Genomic DNA, 18085 nt, shown 5'->3' with positions numbered 1-18085 from the left:
TCCCGTCGAAGGCTACTGTGCATCAGCGCAAACTCGTTTTCTTGTCGTTGAAGGTGCCAGATGCATCGGTCATCACAAACACCTCATAATCCCCACTTAATGCCAACAAGGTTGAGAAAGCCACGCACACTTCAGTCACCACACTAGCGGTGATGATTTGCTTACGGCCCGTTGCCTTGACTGCAGCAACAAAGTCTTCATTGTCCCAGGTATTGATTTGTACATGACCTGCGATGAAAGGCACCTCCTGGAGAATCTCACACAACTCCGGCCCCAACTGGTCATTTGTTCTATCTTCAACACTGGCAGTCAATATCGTTGGCAAATTAAAACTTCGCTACGTCAGCCAACGCCAGCACATTGTTCTTGAACTAGTCAGGCCGGATATCACCTACCATTGACAACAAGCCAGTCTGGTGGTCAACCAGTAAATCACTGCATCATCTTTATTCAAACGTTTGCAGATATCTTTACTCATGTCGACTCTCTCAAAAAAGCCGGACCTTGCATTTATTGTTTACAGCAAAGAGCATGAGGCCCCCGGCACTTCAGGGAGTTGGTCATTCTGTTCTCTGGTGCGGACTAATTATCTCAGCTTCACCTTTTTCACACACTGACCACCCCCTGCCTGATTACCGTCGTTTCTTCTGCAACTGCTTGAGCCGCGCTGGCGGTGGCCACGAGGTCGGAAAAGTTTTGTGGGTATGCATTTTGTTGCCAGTACAAGGGCCAGCTGCACCTATCGGACAGGTGGTATTGGCGCTGGTGGAGAGTTCTGGATCAATCTCCGTCGCCTCATAAGTGACAGGGAAAGTAATCTCACCAATATTGACGGTGAGACTACCTTCACCTTCGGAAATGCCAGCGTCAGTCAAGAAAGTACCATCGAGCTTAGCACCTGTGAAATTAGCACCTTGCAGATAAGCACCGGTCATGTTGACTGCGATGGTGTCATAGGTCGATAAGTCAGCATTACTGAAGTCGCATCCAACCAAAAAGGCGCGTGTAAAAGCGACTCCTGTCATCATTTTTTGTTCTACAGCGCTAAAACTGACTGCCTTTAGATAAGCATTGCTAAAGTTGGCAAGACGCAGTGTGGCGCCGTCGAATTTCGTTTCGTCCATGCGCGCACCTGAAAAGCTTGCACCAGAGATGAGCGCATTTTCAAAGCTGCAACCGGTCAGGCTGGCATTGGTGAAATCTGCGGCGGGCAGTTCCAGTGTGGTTTCAAGGATGCTGGCCTTGAACTGGGCGCTAGGCAGGTTGGCATTCGATAGCTTCACCCCACGCATGATGGCATTATTGAAGTTGGCCCTGGCCCCGCTAAGCCCGCTCAGGTCAACGGCAGTAACATCAGCGAAGGTGGCGTTCAGATCGTCTATGGCGGCAGGCCGGTCAGTGATCTTCGCATAAGCCAGTATCTTATAGCTCCAGGTCTTGCCTATCAGGGAATATTTGAGTTGGCTACGCACAAATCGCATGGGTGCTTCAGCGGTGGAAGTTAGCACCAGTGGTGCACTATTGATCACCGTGAGCAGGTCACAGTCAGAAAAATCACAGTTACCACCGGTCAGCGTATTGAGCCTGGTACCCTTCATCGTAGCGAAAGTAAAATCTACCCCAGTCATGGACGAACCACTAAAGTCGGCACCGCTAAGTGTCGCGCGACTAAAACTGGCCTTGTTGAAGGTGCCACCGGTAAGAATGGTGTCCTTGAGCAAAGCACGACTAAAATTGGCGTGACCAAAATTGATGCCCGCCAGATTTTCGCCGGACAACTCGACGATGGCAGCACCAGCCGGCGTAAAATCAAAATGCGTAACCGTCTTGCTGGCCTGCATCTGGTCTACGCCATCGCCAAGCTGCACGGCTGTCCACACAGCATTCGTGTCACCCTGCATAGGAACACTGTTAAGGTTGCTCAGGTGACGCGCATTGCTGATATTGTCGACTTCGACAAAATGGGGGTTGCATATCAGGTCAAACAGTTTTGTCGAATCCCGGCCTTCAAGATAAAAACGCAGATTGACTTTGCCGCCTACAGGGTTACGCAAACGGTCAAGCTTCAGGCGTAATGCGCGGACGGGCACGCGATAGAGAGGCATGCCTGTCGGCAGCGTGGTGGCAATCAAATGCGGGGTATTCTCGTTGAAGCTGACAATCTCACCGTTGCTGGCTTGCAGCACAAATGTGCCATCCCCCTTGGCAATAGCAAGAAAACTGCCCGCATCGGCTGGCAGTGGCACATAGGTGTCGCTGCCATTCTTGCGGATGGTGGTACGGTTTTTACTGATCAGACCCAGTCTTTGCTCCCAAAAAATGAGCTTATGGTCACCGATGGTGAACTGGAATTTTCCGGCGAATGTTTTCATAGTCGTATCCTGTTGACTCAGTGTTGTGGGGGTGCAGGTGGACGCCAGTGGCTGATACCAGGTTCGGGCCGCCCATCTTTGCCGGCCAGCACTTCATAATTGAGCGCAAACAAGTTGCGCAGCAGGTCAACCGTGATACGCGCCGCAGTGAAATTGCCCGTGCTTGCCAGGAAAACACCAGCCGGGTCATACAAATCCATGCGATAGTCTTCAGGCTTGGCACCACTGCCAGTATGACCAAGTATAAAGATATGGCCCTTGGCCTCAACCGCCATATCAAGCAGATTGAGCTTGCCCGGGCGCAGCGCCATCACCGGCACTTTGGCCAGTGCCTTGCCCTCGGGGTTGCTAAAGTAATTGACCGGGTTGCCATTCACATCAAAACACTGGACGCGGGCATTGCCTGACTCCAGCACCAGCACGCGCCCGTCAACAGCCAGGGCCACTGCCACAGGTGTCTTGATGAGGCCATGGCGCTTGCCCTCACCCGACATCAGGGTAGCCAGCGGCGCACCGCTATCGCTGCCAGCCTGTGCCGACAATCTGATGCGGAAGATTTTGTGGATGCTGCGGCTGATACCAAATACATAACCATGCGGGTGTACTACCATCTGGTCTATGCTGTCAGGAAAACGCCCCCAACTCTGGTTGGCAGTGGCGTTAAATTCTGGCACGCGGCCATACTGCAAAGCCACCCGGCGCAAATGGAAACCGCCGTCAGGATTATTGGTTTCATGATAGACACCACGACTGGGGTCAATCAGGAAATTGCGGCCGCTGCCATCATCAGGCGACACCACGTCATAGCCTATGCCGCCGCCACCGGTAAAGCCCACATGCTGGGTGGCATACGCTTTTTGCGGATGCTGCAGCACCGACAGGTTTTGCGTGGTGTACATGCTGGTATTGGTCGCAGGCCGGGTCGCCACGTCAGGCGGCAGGTGCAGGTCAGTGGCTTTCCAGGCATAGCCTATCATTTCCGGATACTGGGCCATGGTGATGGAATGCAGCTTCTCGATGATGCCATGCTGACTGGAAGGCGACTTCATGGTCGCCAGCGGTGCGGGCCCGGCCTGCCAGACATGCTCACCATTTTGCATGACGATTTTTTCCTGGTGTTCATACACAGACCAGGCACCGAGCGGCACTTCATTGATGTCGATTTCTATAGGTGGCACAGTCAGCACAGCCTGGCCATTGCTGCCCTCGGCCTTGAGCCAGCCACTCGCCCCCTGCCCCGATTGCCAGCCATTCTCGGCATAGAAGAATACCAGCACGCGCAAATTACCCGCCGCAGGCACCCCATCAAAGCTAACGGAGATATCGTCGCTAATGGTTTCTGGCGGCAAGGTCTTGACCAGTTTGGGCAAGGTTGCCCCATTGTCATAAGCGATCACCACACTCAAATGATGATGGTGATCAGGAAACTTTTTGTACAGCTTGCTGGACGTGATTGTGATGCGCAAGTCTATGCTGCGGGTGACTTCAGTAACGTGGGCGCGTGGTGACTGGCGCATGGCGCTGGTAGTTTGCGCCAGTTGCGCCGCAGTAGCAGCAATATCGGCCAGTAACAGGGCAACGTTGATGAAGGGGATGGCTTTCTTGGCAGCGCCAACGGCGATCATCTCGGCAATGATTTGTGTTACCTGGCCGAGACCTGCTTTGGCCAGCACAACCAGCAGCTTTTTACCCACTGTCCACGCAGCCTTGGCAGGGTTGTCAGCAAAACCGATATACATCCCGACAAAGGCTGCCAGCAATGCACCATAGACCGGCTTTTGCTTCAGCAGTTTCATCATGCCGCCCGATGCCGTGAGGGCGGCGCCCGCCACCAGCAACATCGTCGGCAGCGCCATTTCTATGACCACCGTCATGATCACGCCTGGCGGGCAAGCCACCGGGTCATTCGCACCGCAACCCAGGCCACCCCAGGTGAAACGTAGGGTGCCGGCATCATGCGGCACCGGCACATTGAAATGAGATGAATCAGCAGACAGGGGGATACCCATAATGGTTTCTACCGGGTCCACCATGCCCACATAGCGTTTATAGGTGTCGCCGTCAAACACTGAGTCTAGCAAGGGGAAGCGTGAAGCCCAGTTCTCAGGTGCCTTGGCCTTGCCGCTGGCATCGAGAAACTCAACATAGCAAGACAAATGGCGCAACCAGTGGTTTTTCACCACGATGGTCAAATTGCCATTGGCACCGCTGGACAGCATGGGGAAGTGAAACACTTTCTTGGCTTCATCAACTTTGCCTACCGCAAAATATGATTTGCCAAAGCCAACGCCATTCGAGGTGATCAGATACTGCAAAATCGTACCGCCCCCCATCAGCATGCATTCAACCTGCGCATATCTGCCGCTGGGCGAAACAACCAGCGCCGCATAATGGCCTGGAGTGTTAGGCAAGGGCCGCAGTGGCCCCGTCATATCATCAAGTACGACAAACAGGTTCTGGTCGGCCAGCGCCTTTTGCGCTTCTTCATCAAAGGCATAGGCGGGTTTATCTTCACGGCTAGACCATGTACCCTCGGCCCGCCAGTTGCTGCCCGCAGGTGCTGCCTGGTAACGCACATCAGGCTCGAACACCAGGCCGTCGGTTGGCGTCAGGTTCTTCAGCTTCCAGCGCACATCGTTTGCGCCACGCAGTTTTTCAGCACGCAGTTTATGTTTGGGCTGCACCTTGCCATCATAGGCAGCATCTGTCGTGCCGTACTGGGTAGACCAGGTCTGACCGCGCAATTCTTCTGCCTGGCTGGCATACACCAGCGCCCGCGACAGCGCCTTGCTAACAGCATCAAGCACATCCTGATGCAAGCCCATGGTAAACACCGGCTTGCCGTCATCGTCCACTGCGGGCTGGTCACCGTCATAGACGCGCTCGACCGTTGACCAGTCATCAGGATGCTCAAGTATCCTCAGCACCAGCAGGTTGAATTCATTCAGGGCGCGCCGTATACACGCCTCGATCACCGTCACCGGCCCGCCTTCAACAGCAGCTTGGTTGAGATTGATCAGCTCAGGATGCTTGAACAGCAACGCCACCGCAGTCTCATACGCATCCTGGTAATTGGCGATATGGTCAGGCGTAGTTTCCAGCGCCTGCAATTGCGCCGACAAGAAATTTTGCCCAAACTGACGGTAAGCAAGCTTGGGGTGCAAGGCCTTATCAGGATTGGCACGCAAAAGCTTGCGCCTGACATCGCGCAACCGCGCATCACGAGGCACATGGATACCCATGGAAATCGTACGCTCGGTTTCATACCCATCGACGATCACTGGCGTAGTCACCCACATCAACGCCACCGCATCAGATGGCAAAGGCACCTCGGCATAATGACTGACGACTTCGTCAGGCACCATTTTCAGGAAACCATTTTTCTGCCGCCCCTCGACCAGCGACTGTTCAGTATGCGGCGTAATATCATATTCATTCATCGCCACATGCAGCTTGAAGCTGGGCGCAGGGCCAGCAGCATGCAAGGTGTTGGTATTGGAGTCGGTGACAGCAGCGTCAGAAGATTCAGAAGGGTCAGAAGTGCGGGCCGGCAAATGCCGCGCTAGATCAAAATGAAGAAGGTGGCGCTCAGTCGCGCGCTCAAGCAAAGCCATGCATATTTCCTTTGATGAAAAAATCAACGTAGAGAATTACTGCAAATAAACAAAATGGATGGGACGAACAGAAAAGGCAGAAAAGCAAATGGAAGCTGGCAAAGTATCCATTATTCGGGCAGTGATCACAAGAACAATTTTTACAAATTGTTACGAGTTTGGAAAATTTATAGTGTGGTGATGTGTAAGTCCTGTCCAAATATGAACACAGGAATGACTGGCTTAATCATGGATTGAAACCACACCTGGATTTTCTTGGCGATTTATCGCGCTAGAGCAAGCCGTGAATGGGCGACTGTTCTTGCGCGCACCTTCAGGTTATGTGGCGACACCAGCAGGCGAACATGCACTGGTAGCCGCAGAGATGATGGAAAAGCCTCGGACAAAATACAGCGTGAAGTCGCCGGGATAGACAACCACCTGTCAGGCGTAGTGCGTGTTGCCACGTCCGATACCATGGCCAGCCACTTCGTCATCCCCGCCATGCAAAAGCTGCACGCCAGCCATCCCGATATCCGCATCGTACTGAGCACCCAATGCAACTGAGCAACCTCACCCGGCGCGAAGCCGACATTGCCGCACGCCTCGTCAGACCCACCGACCCCGGCCTCATAGCCCGCCACCTGACCAAGCGCGAGCTGGGCCTGTTCGCGGCAAAATCCTATCTGAAAGAACATGAAGTAACAGCAGACAGCAAAGGCCTCGAAGGCCACGACATCATCACCTACCAGCACCGCATCGCACCCCGCCACGCAGAAAAAATTGCGGCCTGCCCATCACCAACGCCCGCGTCACCATGGAAGTCAGCAGCGCGATGATGATGCTGGAAGCCGTGCGTGCTGGCATGGGCATTGCGGAACTGGCAGTCCACATCGCAGAGAACGATCCACTACTCACCCGCCTGTGACCAGAGCAGAAAGACAGCTATGATGTGTGGCTGGTCATGCAAGGCGCATCTTGCCCGCGCTGCGTGGGTCAGGGCCGTTGCTGATGCGATTGTGGGTGTTTTTCTGGAAAGAAGAACGAATAAACAGGAAATCAGAAAATTTTTTCTCGGCTATCAGCAATCCGCGATGACATGGCCGGCCAGTAAGTCCGCTCGCTCGAACAGCGATTCCAAGGTCCATGATTTGACGCTCTCAAATTTAGGTGTGCGCAGCGTCGTGCTATCTGTGAACAGTTCAAGGGTGGCATTGCCCGCAACAGAACTGACTTTGCCATCCGCAGGCAAGGTAAAGATACAGCGACCGGAGAGACCGACAAGACTAAAATTCATGCTGACAGTATTGAACTATCAGCCGGATATAGTCATCTAGGAAGGGTTGGATATGCGACTTAATAATCTGCGGAATTTCCGTTTCGGGCGCGTGGCATAACTAAATGATGATGTCCAATGGCAGTTGAAGGACTTCTCGCAGATTAGAATTTAGAATCAGTATGCGTATGTAATTAGAAAGTATCTATTTTAATGAGCCCGCAGATTTTTAATTTTACTTCGTTCGCGTTCGTTGATTTTCCAACCAGCTACAAGACCTATCACGATCAACCAAAGTGGCGACCACGAAATCATCTCAAGCCCGTAAACGAGGATAGTAGCAAATGACATTCCATAGAAGAACCAATCTCCATGTTTGCACTTATGAGCAGTTACACCTGAAGTTTTGCCGATCATATCCTCTCCGGCCACAGCGAGTTTCCTGAACTCATCATTTGGATCAAGTCTGCCTGTTTCTACTTCTCTCCGTGTTATACGTTCTAACAAATTAGAATTTACTAATCCGTTCTGCGTCGCTTCTTTATTCAGCAACAAAAGATATTCAGATGCAATTATTGGTAGCAGTCTCCGATAAGTCGCATCATCAAAACAAGATTTACTTAATTCGACAAGAATTGCATGGGCCTCAAGCAAAATTACATATTCTTCTTCAGTCGTGGCTTTTGTATGTAAAGCGGTAATTTCATCATGAAATGATTGCCAATTGCCACCTTCAGACATGCGCTGCTTTAGATTGGAAATTTCTAAAATCATTTTTTTGATCCCTTAATTATAAGAACTACCAGCCCTGAGATTGCTGACCGGAATAAAATCGGACAGCATAAGCTTGCCAAATTCTTCAAGCAAGGCTTTTTCGGCATTCATAAAAGTACGGTCAAGTACACTGGTGACGGCCCGTTCTACCGGACAATCAGGGTGATCATCTGCTGCACCCATGGCGTAGATTGCTGGGCGGTCAAGGGCCTGATAGATGTCAAGCACGCTGACCTTTTTCAGATCCACAATGATTTCCCAGCCACCGCCTCTCCCCTGCGTAGAGCGTACATAACCGGCATTTCTCAAACCCGACATGGTGCGTCTTACAACGACCGGATTGGTTTTAAGCATTCTCGCAATGTCTTCTGATGTAGCAGCCCCCTGGCGACCATAGATATGTATCAGTACATGTAGCATGCGCGCCAGTCGGTAATCGAGTCTCATTTTTATGTCCATAGCCAGCAATTCGATACGATATCGTAACATGTGGAGTTGCAGTATACTTTTTTACGTGATATCGTAACTTCAAATATTGCGATATGAGAAAATTACTGCGCTGCCCTCCCCCCACGAATGGGAATGCAGTGCGTACCAACCTATGGAGTGCTTATGACTAACTTGACATATCGCCAGGTGCAAGCGAACGGCATCACTATGAATGTTGCAGAACAGGGTGAGGGGCCGCTTGTTTTGCTGTGCCATGGTTTTCCGGAAACTTCTTATGCCTGGAGGCATCAGATTCCGGCACTGGCGGCTGCTGGATATCATGTTGTCGCGCCGGACTTGCGTGGCTATGGTGGATCAGACAGGCCAGCCAGGGTAGATCAATATACCTTGATGCATCTGGTGGGCGATATGGTCGGGCTTCTCGATACTCTTGGTGCTAAAGATGCGGTGATCGTCGGCAATGACTGGGGAGCGACACTGGCATGGCAGGCAGCACTGATGCGACCCGACCGTTTTCGTGGCGTGGTTGGAATCGGTGTGCCGCTGATGGGGCAGCCACCCATGCCACCGACGAAATTATTTCCACAAACGGCCTTAGAACTGTTTTATACCCTGTACTTTCAGGATGAAGGCGTGGCAGAGAAGGAATTTGAAAAAGACATCGCAAGCACCTTACGTAAAATACTCTGCGCAGCATCCGCTGAAGCAAGAAGTGATGAGCCAGGCCAGGCCGCAGCGAATCCCTTCAGTATGGTGTCGCGTGACTATGGCTTGCTTGCATCACTGCCTTTACCTCTACATTTACCGACATGGCTCTCACAAGCTGATCTGGATGAATATATTAAAGCGTATGCCATCAGCGGCTTTCGCGGCGGTTTGAATTTCTACAGAAATCTGGATAGAAACTGGGAATTACAATCTGCCTTGATAGGCATGCGGGTAGATGTACGTGCACTATATATAGCAGGTGAAGCAGATGCGGGTTTAAACATGCCAGGCATGGAAGAGATCATCGCAAACATGCCTGCACTGGCACCTATGTTACGCGGCTGTATAAGGATACCTGAGTGTGGCCATTGGGTGCCACAAGAAAAACCTGAGGTCGTCAATAAAGCGATTATTGATTTTTTGCATGCGCTTTAAATAGCAAAAAATTCCCACTTTTCGCCATTACAACTCGCAAAAATAATGCTCGCTGTAAAACTGGTTCAGATCTGATATCTTCCAGTTTTGCAGCGAGCATAGTTTCAAATCCTGCATAAATCACTTAAGATGTAATACTTCACCACTACAGCCCTACCCCAACTTTGCATACTCAGCAATGAGAAGCGATCTGTACTTGGTTAAACATTCAAGCAAGCTCTGCCGCCTGCACTATCATTAACTTTTACAATCACCAGAAATGACAAGCTTTATCTTATTTTCATATTCCATTTCCCATGCAAACTTTTCTACTTCGTTTGCCTGAATAGCCAGCCTCTTTGAAGTCAGTGCGTCTTGTGCTTGTAACAGACATTTATCGGTTGATGGGCTATTTTTGTCCAGCATTGATAGTTCTTGAGCGGTGATTTTATAAGCTTTTGATTTAAGTATTTCCAGCACCTTTTCCTCAGCCACTTTTTCAGCCTCATCATTCTCAGCAAGTTTCTTTACTGGTGCTTCGAAGCACTCGGCTTCCTCAATTTTATTGACATACCAGCTTGCTCCAGAATCAAATGTTCTTAACCAGGCAACCTGCTTCCCTGCATAACCGCCAAAGGAATTTTTGGAATTGACTTCAAGGCAGGCGCGATTTTTGTAGGCATATGATTCTCCCCATTTCGCCGAATCGGGGTCTTTGAGTTTTTCACGAACTGCCCTTCGCATGGCATTATCAAAAGTTGTGCTATCGCAGGCGCCAAGACAGAGAAGCAATGCTATTAACAGTAATTTAGTCTTCATACTCACTAATCATCCAGAATTGAAATAGTTATCCATACTACACAAAATATATTCATATTCTGAAAATCAAGCCGTATCAAAAATAAATATTTATTTATTAATACCGTGAAATAAAGATCATCACAAGAGAGGAATTCAAAAATAATGTTAAATCCATACGAATTCCTCTCTCAAAAAAAATTGCAGCAGACGCTCTTGATAAATCAGGAGCTTAGCAAAATTTGTTTGAGTAAAATAAATTATCCGACCACCCCAGCACGCCCCAGCATCGCATGCAACAACACATTGCACCCGGCCTCCAGGTGTTCTGATTTTGCATCTTCAATTTCATTGTGACTGATGCCATCCTTGCAGGGCACGAAGATCATACCTGACGGGGCCAGTCTGGCGGTGTAGATGGCGTCGTGGCCTGCACCGGAGACGACGTCCATGGTGCTGTAACCCAGGGTAGCTGTAGCTTCTCGCACGGCGTTGACGCAGTCTGGGTGGAAAGGGCATGGGGGGTAGTAGGATACGCGTTCTACGCTGATGCTCAGGCCACTGTCTTTGCTGGTTTTGTCGACGAAGGCGAGGATTTCATTGTGCATGGTGTCCAGTAATTCTGCGGAGACATTGCGCAAGTCCATGCTGAATTTGACTTCACCGGGGATGACGTTGCGGCTGTTGGGGAACACCTGCACCATGCCTACCGTGCCACGGCCATAGGGCGGGTAGCGGTTGCCGATGTTGACGACTTCTTGCATGATTTTAGTGGAGATTTGCAGGGCGTCTTTGCGCAGGGCCATGGGGGTGGGGCCTGCGTGGGCTTCCATGCCGGTGACGATGCAGTCGTACCATGAGAGGCCAAGCACACCGGGGACAACGCCGATGACCTTGTCGGCATCTTCGAGTACCGGGCCTTGTTCTATATGGGTTTCAAAGTAGGCACCGATGGGATGCTGGCCTGGCACTTCTGTGCCTTTGTAGCCTATGCGTGCTAGCTCATCGCCTACGGTTTTGCCTTCGGTGTCTTTGGCGGCGTAAGCTGTTTCCAGCGAGAATGCGCCGCAGAATACGCCTGAACCCATCATGACGGGAACGAAGCGTGAGCCTTCTTCATTGGTCCAGAAGGCGACTTCGATTGGTGCCTCTGTTTCTATGTTGTGGTCATTGAGGGTGCGCACCACTTCGAGTGCGGCCAGCACGCCGTAGTTGCCGTCGAACTTGCCGCCTGTGGGCTGCGTATCAATATGGCTGCCGGACATGATGGGTGGCAGTGCCGGGTTCTTGCCTGCCCTGCGCATGAAGACATTGCCTATCTGGTCTATGGTGACTGCAAGGCCAGCCTGCTTGGCCCAGGAGACGACGAGGTCGCGGCCTTGTTTGTCGAGATCAGTCAGGGCCAGGCGTTTGACGCCACCTTTTGGGGTGGCACCGATTTGTGCCAGTTCCATCAATGAGGCCCAGAGGCGGTCTCCATTGATACGTAAATTTGCGGTAGACATGTTGAATCCTTTACAGTAAGTCCTTAAGCGCGCATTTTATTCAGCGCTTGAAACATGGGCGAGAAGGACGGACGCTTGATATAACGCCCTGCTCCCATCTCTGCCATTAATTCACCTTGTTTGAACACCAGCTTGCCACCGCTGATGGTGTGGGTTGGTATGCCTTTGACGGTGCGGCCTTCAAAAATATTGAAGTCGCCTTTGGAGAATTGTGTTTTGGCGGACAGTGTCTTGGTGCCATTGACATCCCACAGCACGATGTCGGCATCTGCCCCTTCAGTAATGACACCTTTGCGTGGATAGATATTGAAAATCTGCGCACAGTTGGCGGAGGTGACCTTGACGAATTCTGATGGCGTCAGGCGACCTGTGTTCACACCTGCATCCCACAAGATCATCATGCGTTCTTCTACGCCGCCGCAGCCGTTGGGTATCTTGGTGAAGTCATCCTTGCCTGCGGCTTTTTGGGCCGCACAGAAGGTGCAGTGATCAGTGGCGGTGGTATGCAGATTGCCGCCTTGCAGGCCTTGCCACAATGCCTCTTGATGATGGCTGCTGCGGAAAGGTGGGCTCATGACATGGCCTGCGGACTGGACAAAATCCGGGTTCTTGTAAACACTGTCATCAACAACGAGATGGCCTGCCAGCACTTCACCGAACACGCGCTGTCCATGGGCACGGGCGCGGGTGATGGCGTCCAGCGATTCCTGGCAGGATACGTGGACGATATACAGCGGCGTGTTAAGCACGTTGGCAATGGCAATCGCGCGCTGAGCGGCTTCGCCTTCTACCATGGGCGGGCGTGACAGTGAGTGAGACTGCGGGCTTGTCATGCCTTTTTTTATGAGCTCTTGCTGCAACATATAAACGAGTTCACCGTTTTCTGCATGCACGGTCGGTATGGCACCGAGTTCCAGTGCGCGGGAAAAGCTTTTGACCAGGATTTCATCATCAGCCATGATGGCGTTCTTGTAGGCCATGAAATGCTTGAAGCTGTTGACGCCATGTTCATTGACGAGCTTGCCCATGTCGGCATGGACAGTCTCATCCCACCAGGTAACGGCGACGTGGAAGGAATAATCACCGGCAGATTTTTCTGCCCAGGTGCGCCATATGTTGAAGGCTTCCATCAGGCTTTGTTGCGGGTTGGGGATGACGAAGTCGATGATGCTCGTCGTACCGCCCGCCAGGCCAGCAGCCGTGCCGGTAAAGAAATCATCTTGGGTGACCGTGCCCATGAAGGGCAATTGCATGTGCGTGTGCGGGTCTATGCCGCCGGGCATGACGTAGAGGCCGCCAGCGTCGATAATTTCGGCACCCGCAGGTGCATCGAGATTGTCGCCTACGGCGATAATCTTGCCATTGTCGCAAAGGACATCGGCTTTAAATTCGCGGTCTGCGTTGACGACAGTGCCGCCGCGTATCAGGATGGTCATGACAGTTCCTTCATTAATTCATTGGGTGTGCGAGATTACGGGGTTGCGTACCGTGGTTAGGTCGGAGTGTAGGTTGGGCTACGGGCATCAGCCCAACACTCGGCTTTCAAAAACGTATACGTCATTTCCAGGCCCAGTATTGGGCAGATAAAGCATTGCCTAGCGAAGCCCGGCCCAACCTACGTTAATATCCCGTGATTTTACACATTCAAAATTCAAACCTTCTTACCACTCATCAAACCCATATACACTACCCCGGACAAGGCGAGGCCGACGAACCAGGCATAGGTGTAGATGGTTTTTAATACTTCTGGAATAGCCGGGAAGCTGGCAGGGAAAGCCGCATTCAAAAAACCCGCGATATTCGGCAAGACGCCGATCACGAAAGCGATCACGGCGGCCATGTTCCAGCCATTTTTATAGCTGTACTTGCCTTCATCCTGATACAAGGCATTGACATCAATCTCTGTCTTGCGGATGAAGTAATAATCGATAATCAAAATACCAGCAATGGGGCCAAGCAAGGCGGAATAGCCGATCAACCAGGTGAAGATATAGCCCTGGGTGGATTCCAGTATCTTCCACGGCATCATGATCAGGGCGATGGATGCGGTGATATAGCCACCAGTTTCATACGAAATCAGTTTAGGGTTCAGGGCTGAAAAATCATAAGCCGGGCCAACCAGGTTGGCGGCCAGGTTGACGGATACTGTGTCTATCAGCAAGATCAGCAAGGCGATCAATACGGCAACGCCAGTCATGCGGCTGGCGAGGTCTACTGGGTCCCACAGGGCTTTGCCATACAGGACAACGGTGGCAGAAGTGACGATCACCGCCAGCAGGGCCAGCAGACCCATCGGCGCAGGCAAGCCTATGGTCTGGCCAAGGATCTGGTCTTTTTGCGATTTGGCAAAACGGGTAAAGTCGGGGATGTTCAGGGCCAGCGTAGCCCAGAAGCCAACCATGGCTGTCAGTGAAGGCCAGAAGGTGCTCCAGAATTGCCCGGCTTTTTTACCGCCTTCAACGAATTGCGATGGTTGATCAAGGATGGGGCCAAAGCCACCCGCCTTGTTATAGACCCAGCCCAACAAAACGAAACAGATGATGATCTTCAAAGGTGCGGTACAGGTTTCCAGCTTGCGTATGGATTCCATGCCGTGGAAGATATACCAGAACTGTATGGCCCAGAAAATCAGGAAACAAACCAGTTGCGCTGCGTTAATGCCCAGACCGGCAATATTGTCACCACCGAGCGGATGGCCGATCAACACCCCACCCAGGGTATAAATCATTTGCCCGCCAAACCAGGTTTGTATGCCATACCAGCCGCAGGCGACGATGGCACGCATGAGGGCAGGCAAGCGTGCGCCGCGCACACCAAACGAGGTGCGGGCCAGCACCGCATAAGGTATGCCGTATTTGGCACCGGCATGACCTATCAGCAACATGGGGACGAGCACAATGGCATTGGCAATAAACACGGTCACGACTGCCTGATAACCTGACATGCCGCCTTCGATGAGGCTCGCCGCCAGGGTATAGGCCGGGATACACATGACCATACCCACCCATAAAGCGGCAAAGTGATACCAGCGCCAGGTGCGCTGTGCTTCTGAAGTAGGTGCTAAATCCTCATTCCAAAGTTGCCCGCTTTGTGTCTGCATATACTCTCCATTAGGTGTCAGCAAGTAAATTTAGCGATAACTAACATCTATTAAGACCTCTCACCACAGAGACACCGAGACACAGAGAAAATCAAGAGAAAACCAATGGTTTCTTTTGCCTTTCTCTGTGTCTCAGCATTTAGAGATCGGATGATGTTTGCATACTTACTTTATAACAGATTTGTAGCAAACTTCATTCCAACATCGTTATCTAACAACACATTGAAATTCAATATAAACCAAACTACTATCGCAACCCTCTAATTTCTCTAGCCTTTCTCTGTGTCTCGGTGTCTCTGTGGTGAGTGGTTTTAAACCTATTTCAACACCGCACGCGGGTTGCGTGGGTCTTGCGTCCAGTTCATATATGGCTTGCCAGTCGCCTGGGGCACCATGGTGATGCACTGTTCTACCGGGCAGGTGATCTGGCAGAGGTTGCAGCCTACGCATTCTTCCTTGATGACTTCGTATTTGCGGGTGCCATTGTCGGCGATCAGTTGCGCGATGGACTGGTGCGAAGTGTCTTCGCAGGCGATGTAGCAGCGGCCGCATTGTATGCATTTGTCCTGGTCGATCTCGGCAATAACGGCATAGTTCATGTCCAGGTATTTCCAGTCTGTCGTATTGGCGACAGCTTTACCGGCAAAGTCACTGATGCGTTCGTAACCTTTTTCATCCATCCAGCGTGACAGGCCATCTGTCATTTCCTTGACGATGCGAAAACCATGCAGCATGGCGGCGGTGCATACCTGCACCGAGCCAGCACCCAGCGCCAGGAACTCTGCTGCATCGCGCCAGTTGCCTATGCCGCCTATACCTGAAATAGGCAGACCCTTGGTGGCCGGGTCACGGGCGATTTCTGCCACCATGTTCAAAGCGATGGGCTTGACTGCACTGCCGCAGTAACCGCCATGCGTGCTTTGCGTGCCGACGATGGGGCGGGCGATCATCTGGTCAAGATCAATAGACGTGATGGAGTTGATGGTGTTGATCAGCGACACCGCATCTGCACCGCCATTGAAGGCAGCACGGGCTGGTACGCGTACGTCGGTGATGTTGGGTGTGAGCTTGACGATGACGGGCAGTGAGCAATACTTCTTGCACCAGCGCGTGATCATCTCTACGTATTCTGGCACCTGGCCTACGGCTGCGCCCATACCGCGTTCTGGCATGCCATGCGGGCAGCCGAAATTGAGTTCTATGCCATCTGCGCCTGTGGCTTCTACCAGTGGCAGGATGCGTGCCCAGCTTTCTTCTTCGCAGGGGTACATCAGGGACACGATCATGGCGCGGTCTGGCCAGTCTTTTTTGACTTGCGTGATTTCGCGCAGGTTGATTTCCAGGCTGCGGTCGGTGATCAGTTCGATGTTATTAAAGCCAATGACTTCGCGGTTCTTGCCAAAGTGGGCAGAGTAACGCGAAGAGACGTTGACCGGTGGTGGATCTTCGCCCAGGGTTTTCCAGACCACACCGCCCCAGCCTGCTTCAAAAGCGCGGATGACGTTATAGGCCTTGTCGGTCGGTGGTGCGGAAGCCAGCCAGAAAGGATTGGGTGCCTTGATGCCAGCAAAGTTAATCGAGAGGTCAGCCATATTACACCTTCGCTTTCAAATCATTATCAATCGCCAGCGCTGCCAGCTTGCCATGTTGGACTGCCTGTACCGTCAAGTCCTGCCCGTCGGCGATACAATCGCCACCGGCATAAATGCCGGATACGCTGGTGCGGTAATGGGCATCCACATGGATTTTGTCATTCTGCTTTTGCAGGTCTTTTGCAAGGGCATCTGACAAACTGCTGTTGTCCATGCTTTGGCCTATGGCCTTGAAAATGGCTTGTGCAGGAATATCGATAGTGGCACCACTGGCTTGCAATTTGCCACCAACTTCTTTAGTGCGGGCAAAACGCATGCCACTGACCTTGCCTTCGGCATCACGCAAGACTTCTTGCGGTTGCGCCCAGGTGACGATGCGTACCTGGTTGGCTTTGGCGATATCCTGTTCATGGTGAGTAGCAGACATATGCTCTGCACCACGGCGGTACACGAGGGTAACCTGCTCTGCACCAAGGCGGGCGATTTGCACAGCCATATCAATGGCGGTATTACCAGCGCCAATGACCACACATTGTTTGGGCACCGGCAATTTGGTCAGATCTTCTGCCTGACGCAGCTCGGCGATGTAATCTACCGCTGCCATCAAACCGGGCGCATCTTCACCTGTCAGGCCCAACTGGCGGCTGGCACCCAGACCAAGACCCAAGAAGACGGCATCATAATCGCGGCGCAAATCTGCCAGATGCAGGTTCTGGCCCAGTACCTGTTCATGCTGGACGGTGATACCACCAATTTGCAGCAGGAATTCCACTTCGCGCTGGGCACTGTCTTCTGTCAGTTTGTATTTGGCGATCCCGTATTCATTGAGGCCACCAGATTTTTTCTTGGCTTCAAAAATCACGACATCATGGCCTAATGTTGCCAGTCTGTGCGCACAGGATAAACCTGCTGGCCCAGCACCAACGATAGCGATTTTTCTACCTGTACTGGCAGCACGCTGGAAAGGATGTTGCTCAAATTTTGCATTGTCGAGTGCAAAGCGTTGCAGCAGACCGATGTTGACTGGTGCACCTTCTGCATCATGATTGCGCACGCAGGCATGCTCGCACAAAATCTCGGTGGGGCAAACGCGTGAGCAACTTGCACCGAGGATGTTTTGATCGAGAATAACTTTGGCTGCGCCATTGATGTTGCCGACAGCAATATTCTGGATAAAGCTGGGCACATCAATTTCTGACGGGCAGATGCGTGTGCAGGGAGCGTCGTAACAATAGAGGCAGCGGTCACTTTCTATCGCTGCCTGGCGCTTATTCAGTGCAGGATTCAAATCAGTGAAATGCGAACGCAGCGTTTCCTGACTTTCTTCTGCCTGGGGTAAATGCTTAAGGGCTTCCAACATGGTGGCTCCAATCGATCTTGAGAATTCTTTTTACAAGCAATTTTCGTGACAGCTAATTTACTATTTCAGGACTTACGAAAAATTGTCCCAGCAAGGCTGCCGCTTTGGGGAACATCCCTTGCAGGGGATGTTCGTTTCGTCGG

The 18085-nt window shown here is 51.8% G+C and carries 14 protein-coding genes and 1 pseudogene; 3 read left to right on the top strand and 12 right to left on the bottom strand.

Annotated elements, in window-relative coordinates; all coding sequences use genetic code 11:
• Positions 1–46: 46 nt before the first annotated feature.
• The 3 genes and pseudogenes from ACO0LG_RS20450 to ACO0LG_RS20440 all read right to left on the bottom strand — a co-directional run.
• Positions 47–478 (bottom strand): annotated as a pseudogene (locus tag ACO0LG_RS20450) (isochorismatase family protein); the annotation flags it as partial.
• Positions 479–632: 154 nt separating this feature from the next.
• Positions 633–2372, bottom strand: coding sequence for a pentapeptide repeat-containing protein (locus tag ACO0LG_RS20445; protein WP_423029401.1), 1740 nt, complete (start codon positions 2370–2372; stop codon positions 633–635).
• A gap of 17 nt (positions 2373–2389) precedes the next feature.
• Positions 2390–5986: a hypothetical protein gene (locus ACO0LG_RS20440; protein ID WP_423029400.1), complete on the bottom strand. Its 3597-nt coding sequence runs from the start codon at positions 5984–5986 to the stop codon at positions 2390–2392.
• A 255-nt stretch (positions 5987–6241) separates the two neighbouring features.
• Between ACO0LG_RS20440 and ACO0LG_RS20435 the strand changes: the two genes are divergently transcribed.
• Positions 6242–6532, top strand: a complete 291-nt coding sequence (locus tag ACO0LG_RS20435) for a LysR substrate-binding domain-containing protein (RefSeq protein ID WP_423029399.1) — start codon at positions 6242–6244, stop codon at positions 6530–6532.
• Complete coding sequence (locus ACO0LG_RS20430) at positions 6523–6804, top strand: LysR substrate-binding domain-containing protein (RefSeq protein ID WP_423029398.1); 282 nt, start codon at positions 6523–6525, stop codon at positions 6802–6804. Before ACO0LG_RS20435 ends, ACO0LG_RS20430 begins: the two co-directional genes overlap by 10 nt.
• Positions 6805–7046: 242 nt before the next feature.
• Here the strand turns inward: ACO0LG_RS20430 and ACO0LG_RS20425 are convergent, their stop codons facing one another.
• The 3 genes from ACO0LG_RS20425 to ACO0LG_RS20415 all read right to left on the bottom strand — a co-directional run bounded on the left by ACO0LG_RS20425 (position 7047) and on the right by ACO0LG_RS20415 (position 8462).
• Positions 7047–7262: a hypothetical protein gene (locus ACO0LG_RS20425; RefSeq protein ID WP_423029397.1), complete on the bottom strand. Its 216-nt coding sequence runs from the start codon at positions 7260–7262 to the stop codon at positions 7047–7049.
• Positions 7263–7451: 189 nt separating this feature from the next.
• Positions 7452–8015, bottom strand: coding sequence for a hypothetical protein (locus tag ACO0LG_RS20420; protein WP_423029396.1), 564 nt, complete (start codon positions 8013–8015; stop codon positions 7452–7454).
• Positions 8016–8027: 12 nt separating this feature from the next.
• On the bottom strand, positions 8028–8462 hold the full coding sequence (locus ACO0LG_RS20415; RefSeq protein ID WP_423029395.1) for an Rrf2 family transcriptional regulator: 435 nt from the start codon (positions 8460–8462) through the stop codon (positions 8028–8030).
• Positions 8463–8627: 165 nt separating this feature from the next.
• Here ACO0LG_RS20415 and ACO0LG_RS20410 point away from each other — a divergent pair, with 165 nt between their 5' ends.
• Positions 8628–9608, top strand: coding sequence for an alpha/beta fold hydrolase (locus ACO0LG_RS20410; protein ID WP_423029394.1), 981 nt, complete (start codon positions 8628–8630; stop codon positions 9606–9608).
• A gap of 237 nt (positions 9609–9845) precedes the next feature.
• Here the strand turns inward: ACO0LG_RS20410 and ACO0LG_RS20405 are convergent, their stop codons facing one another.
• From ACO0LG_RS20405 to ACO0LG_RS20380, 6 genes are all read right to left on the bottom strand, one after another.
• Positions 9846–10406, bottom strand: coding sequence for a hypothetical protein (locus ACO0LG_RS20405; protein ID WP_423029393.1), 561 nt, complete (start codon positions 10404–10406; stop codon positions 9846–9848).
• Between the two features lie 239 nt (positions 10407–10645).
• Positions 10646–11890 carry a Zn-dependent hydrolase gene (locus tag ACO0LG_RS20400; protein WP_423029392.1) on the bottom strand — a complete coding sequence of 415 codons (1245 nt, stop codon included), beginning with the start codon at positions 11888–11890 and terminating at the stop codon, positions 10646–10648.
• Between the two features lie 23 nt (positions 11891–11913).
• Positions 11914–13326, bottom strand: coding sequence for a dihydropyrimidinase (gene hydA, locus ACO0LG_RS20395; RefSeq protein ID WP_423029391.1), 1413 nt, complete (start codon positions 13324–13326; stop codon positions 11914–11916).
• Between the two features lie 215 nt (positions 13327–13541).
• Positions 13542–14990, bottom strand: a complete 1449-nt coding sequence (locus ACO0LG_RS20390) for an NCS1 family nucleobase:cation symporter-1 (protein ID WP_423029390.1) — start codon at positions 14988–14990, stop codon at positions 13542–13544.
• 317 nt (positions 14991–15307) lie between these two features.
• Positions 15308–16582, bottom strand: a complete 1275-nt coding sequence (gene preA / locus ACO0LG_RS20385; protein ID WP_110255749.1) for an NAD-dependent dihydropyrimidine dehydrogenase subunit PreA — start codon at positions 16580–16582, stop codon at positions 15308–15310.
• 1 nt (position 16583) lies between these two features.
• A complete protein-coding gene (locus ACO0LG_RS20380) occupies positions 16584–17942 on the bottom strand; it encodes an NAD(P)-dependent oxidoreductase (RefSeq protein ID WP_423029389.1) in 1359 nt (452 codons plus the stop codon).
• Between the last annotated feature and the right edge of the window lie 143 nt (positions 17943–18085).

It is taken from the genome of Undibacterium sp. Ji42W (assembly GCF_049340405.1).
Classification (GTDB): domain Bacteria; phylum Pseudomonadota; class Gammaproteobacteria; order Burkholderiales; family Burkholderiaceae_D; genus Undibacterium.
This window is presented reverse-complemented; position numbering and strand designations above follow the sequence as displayed.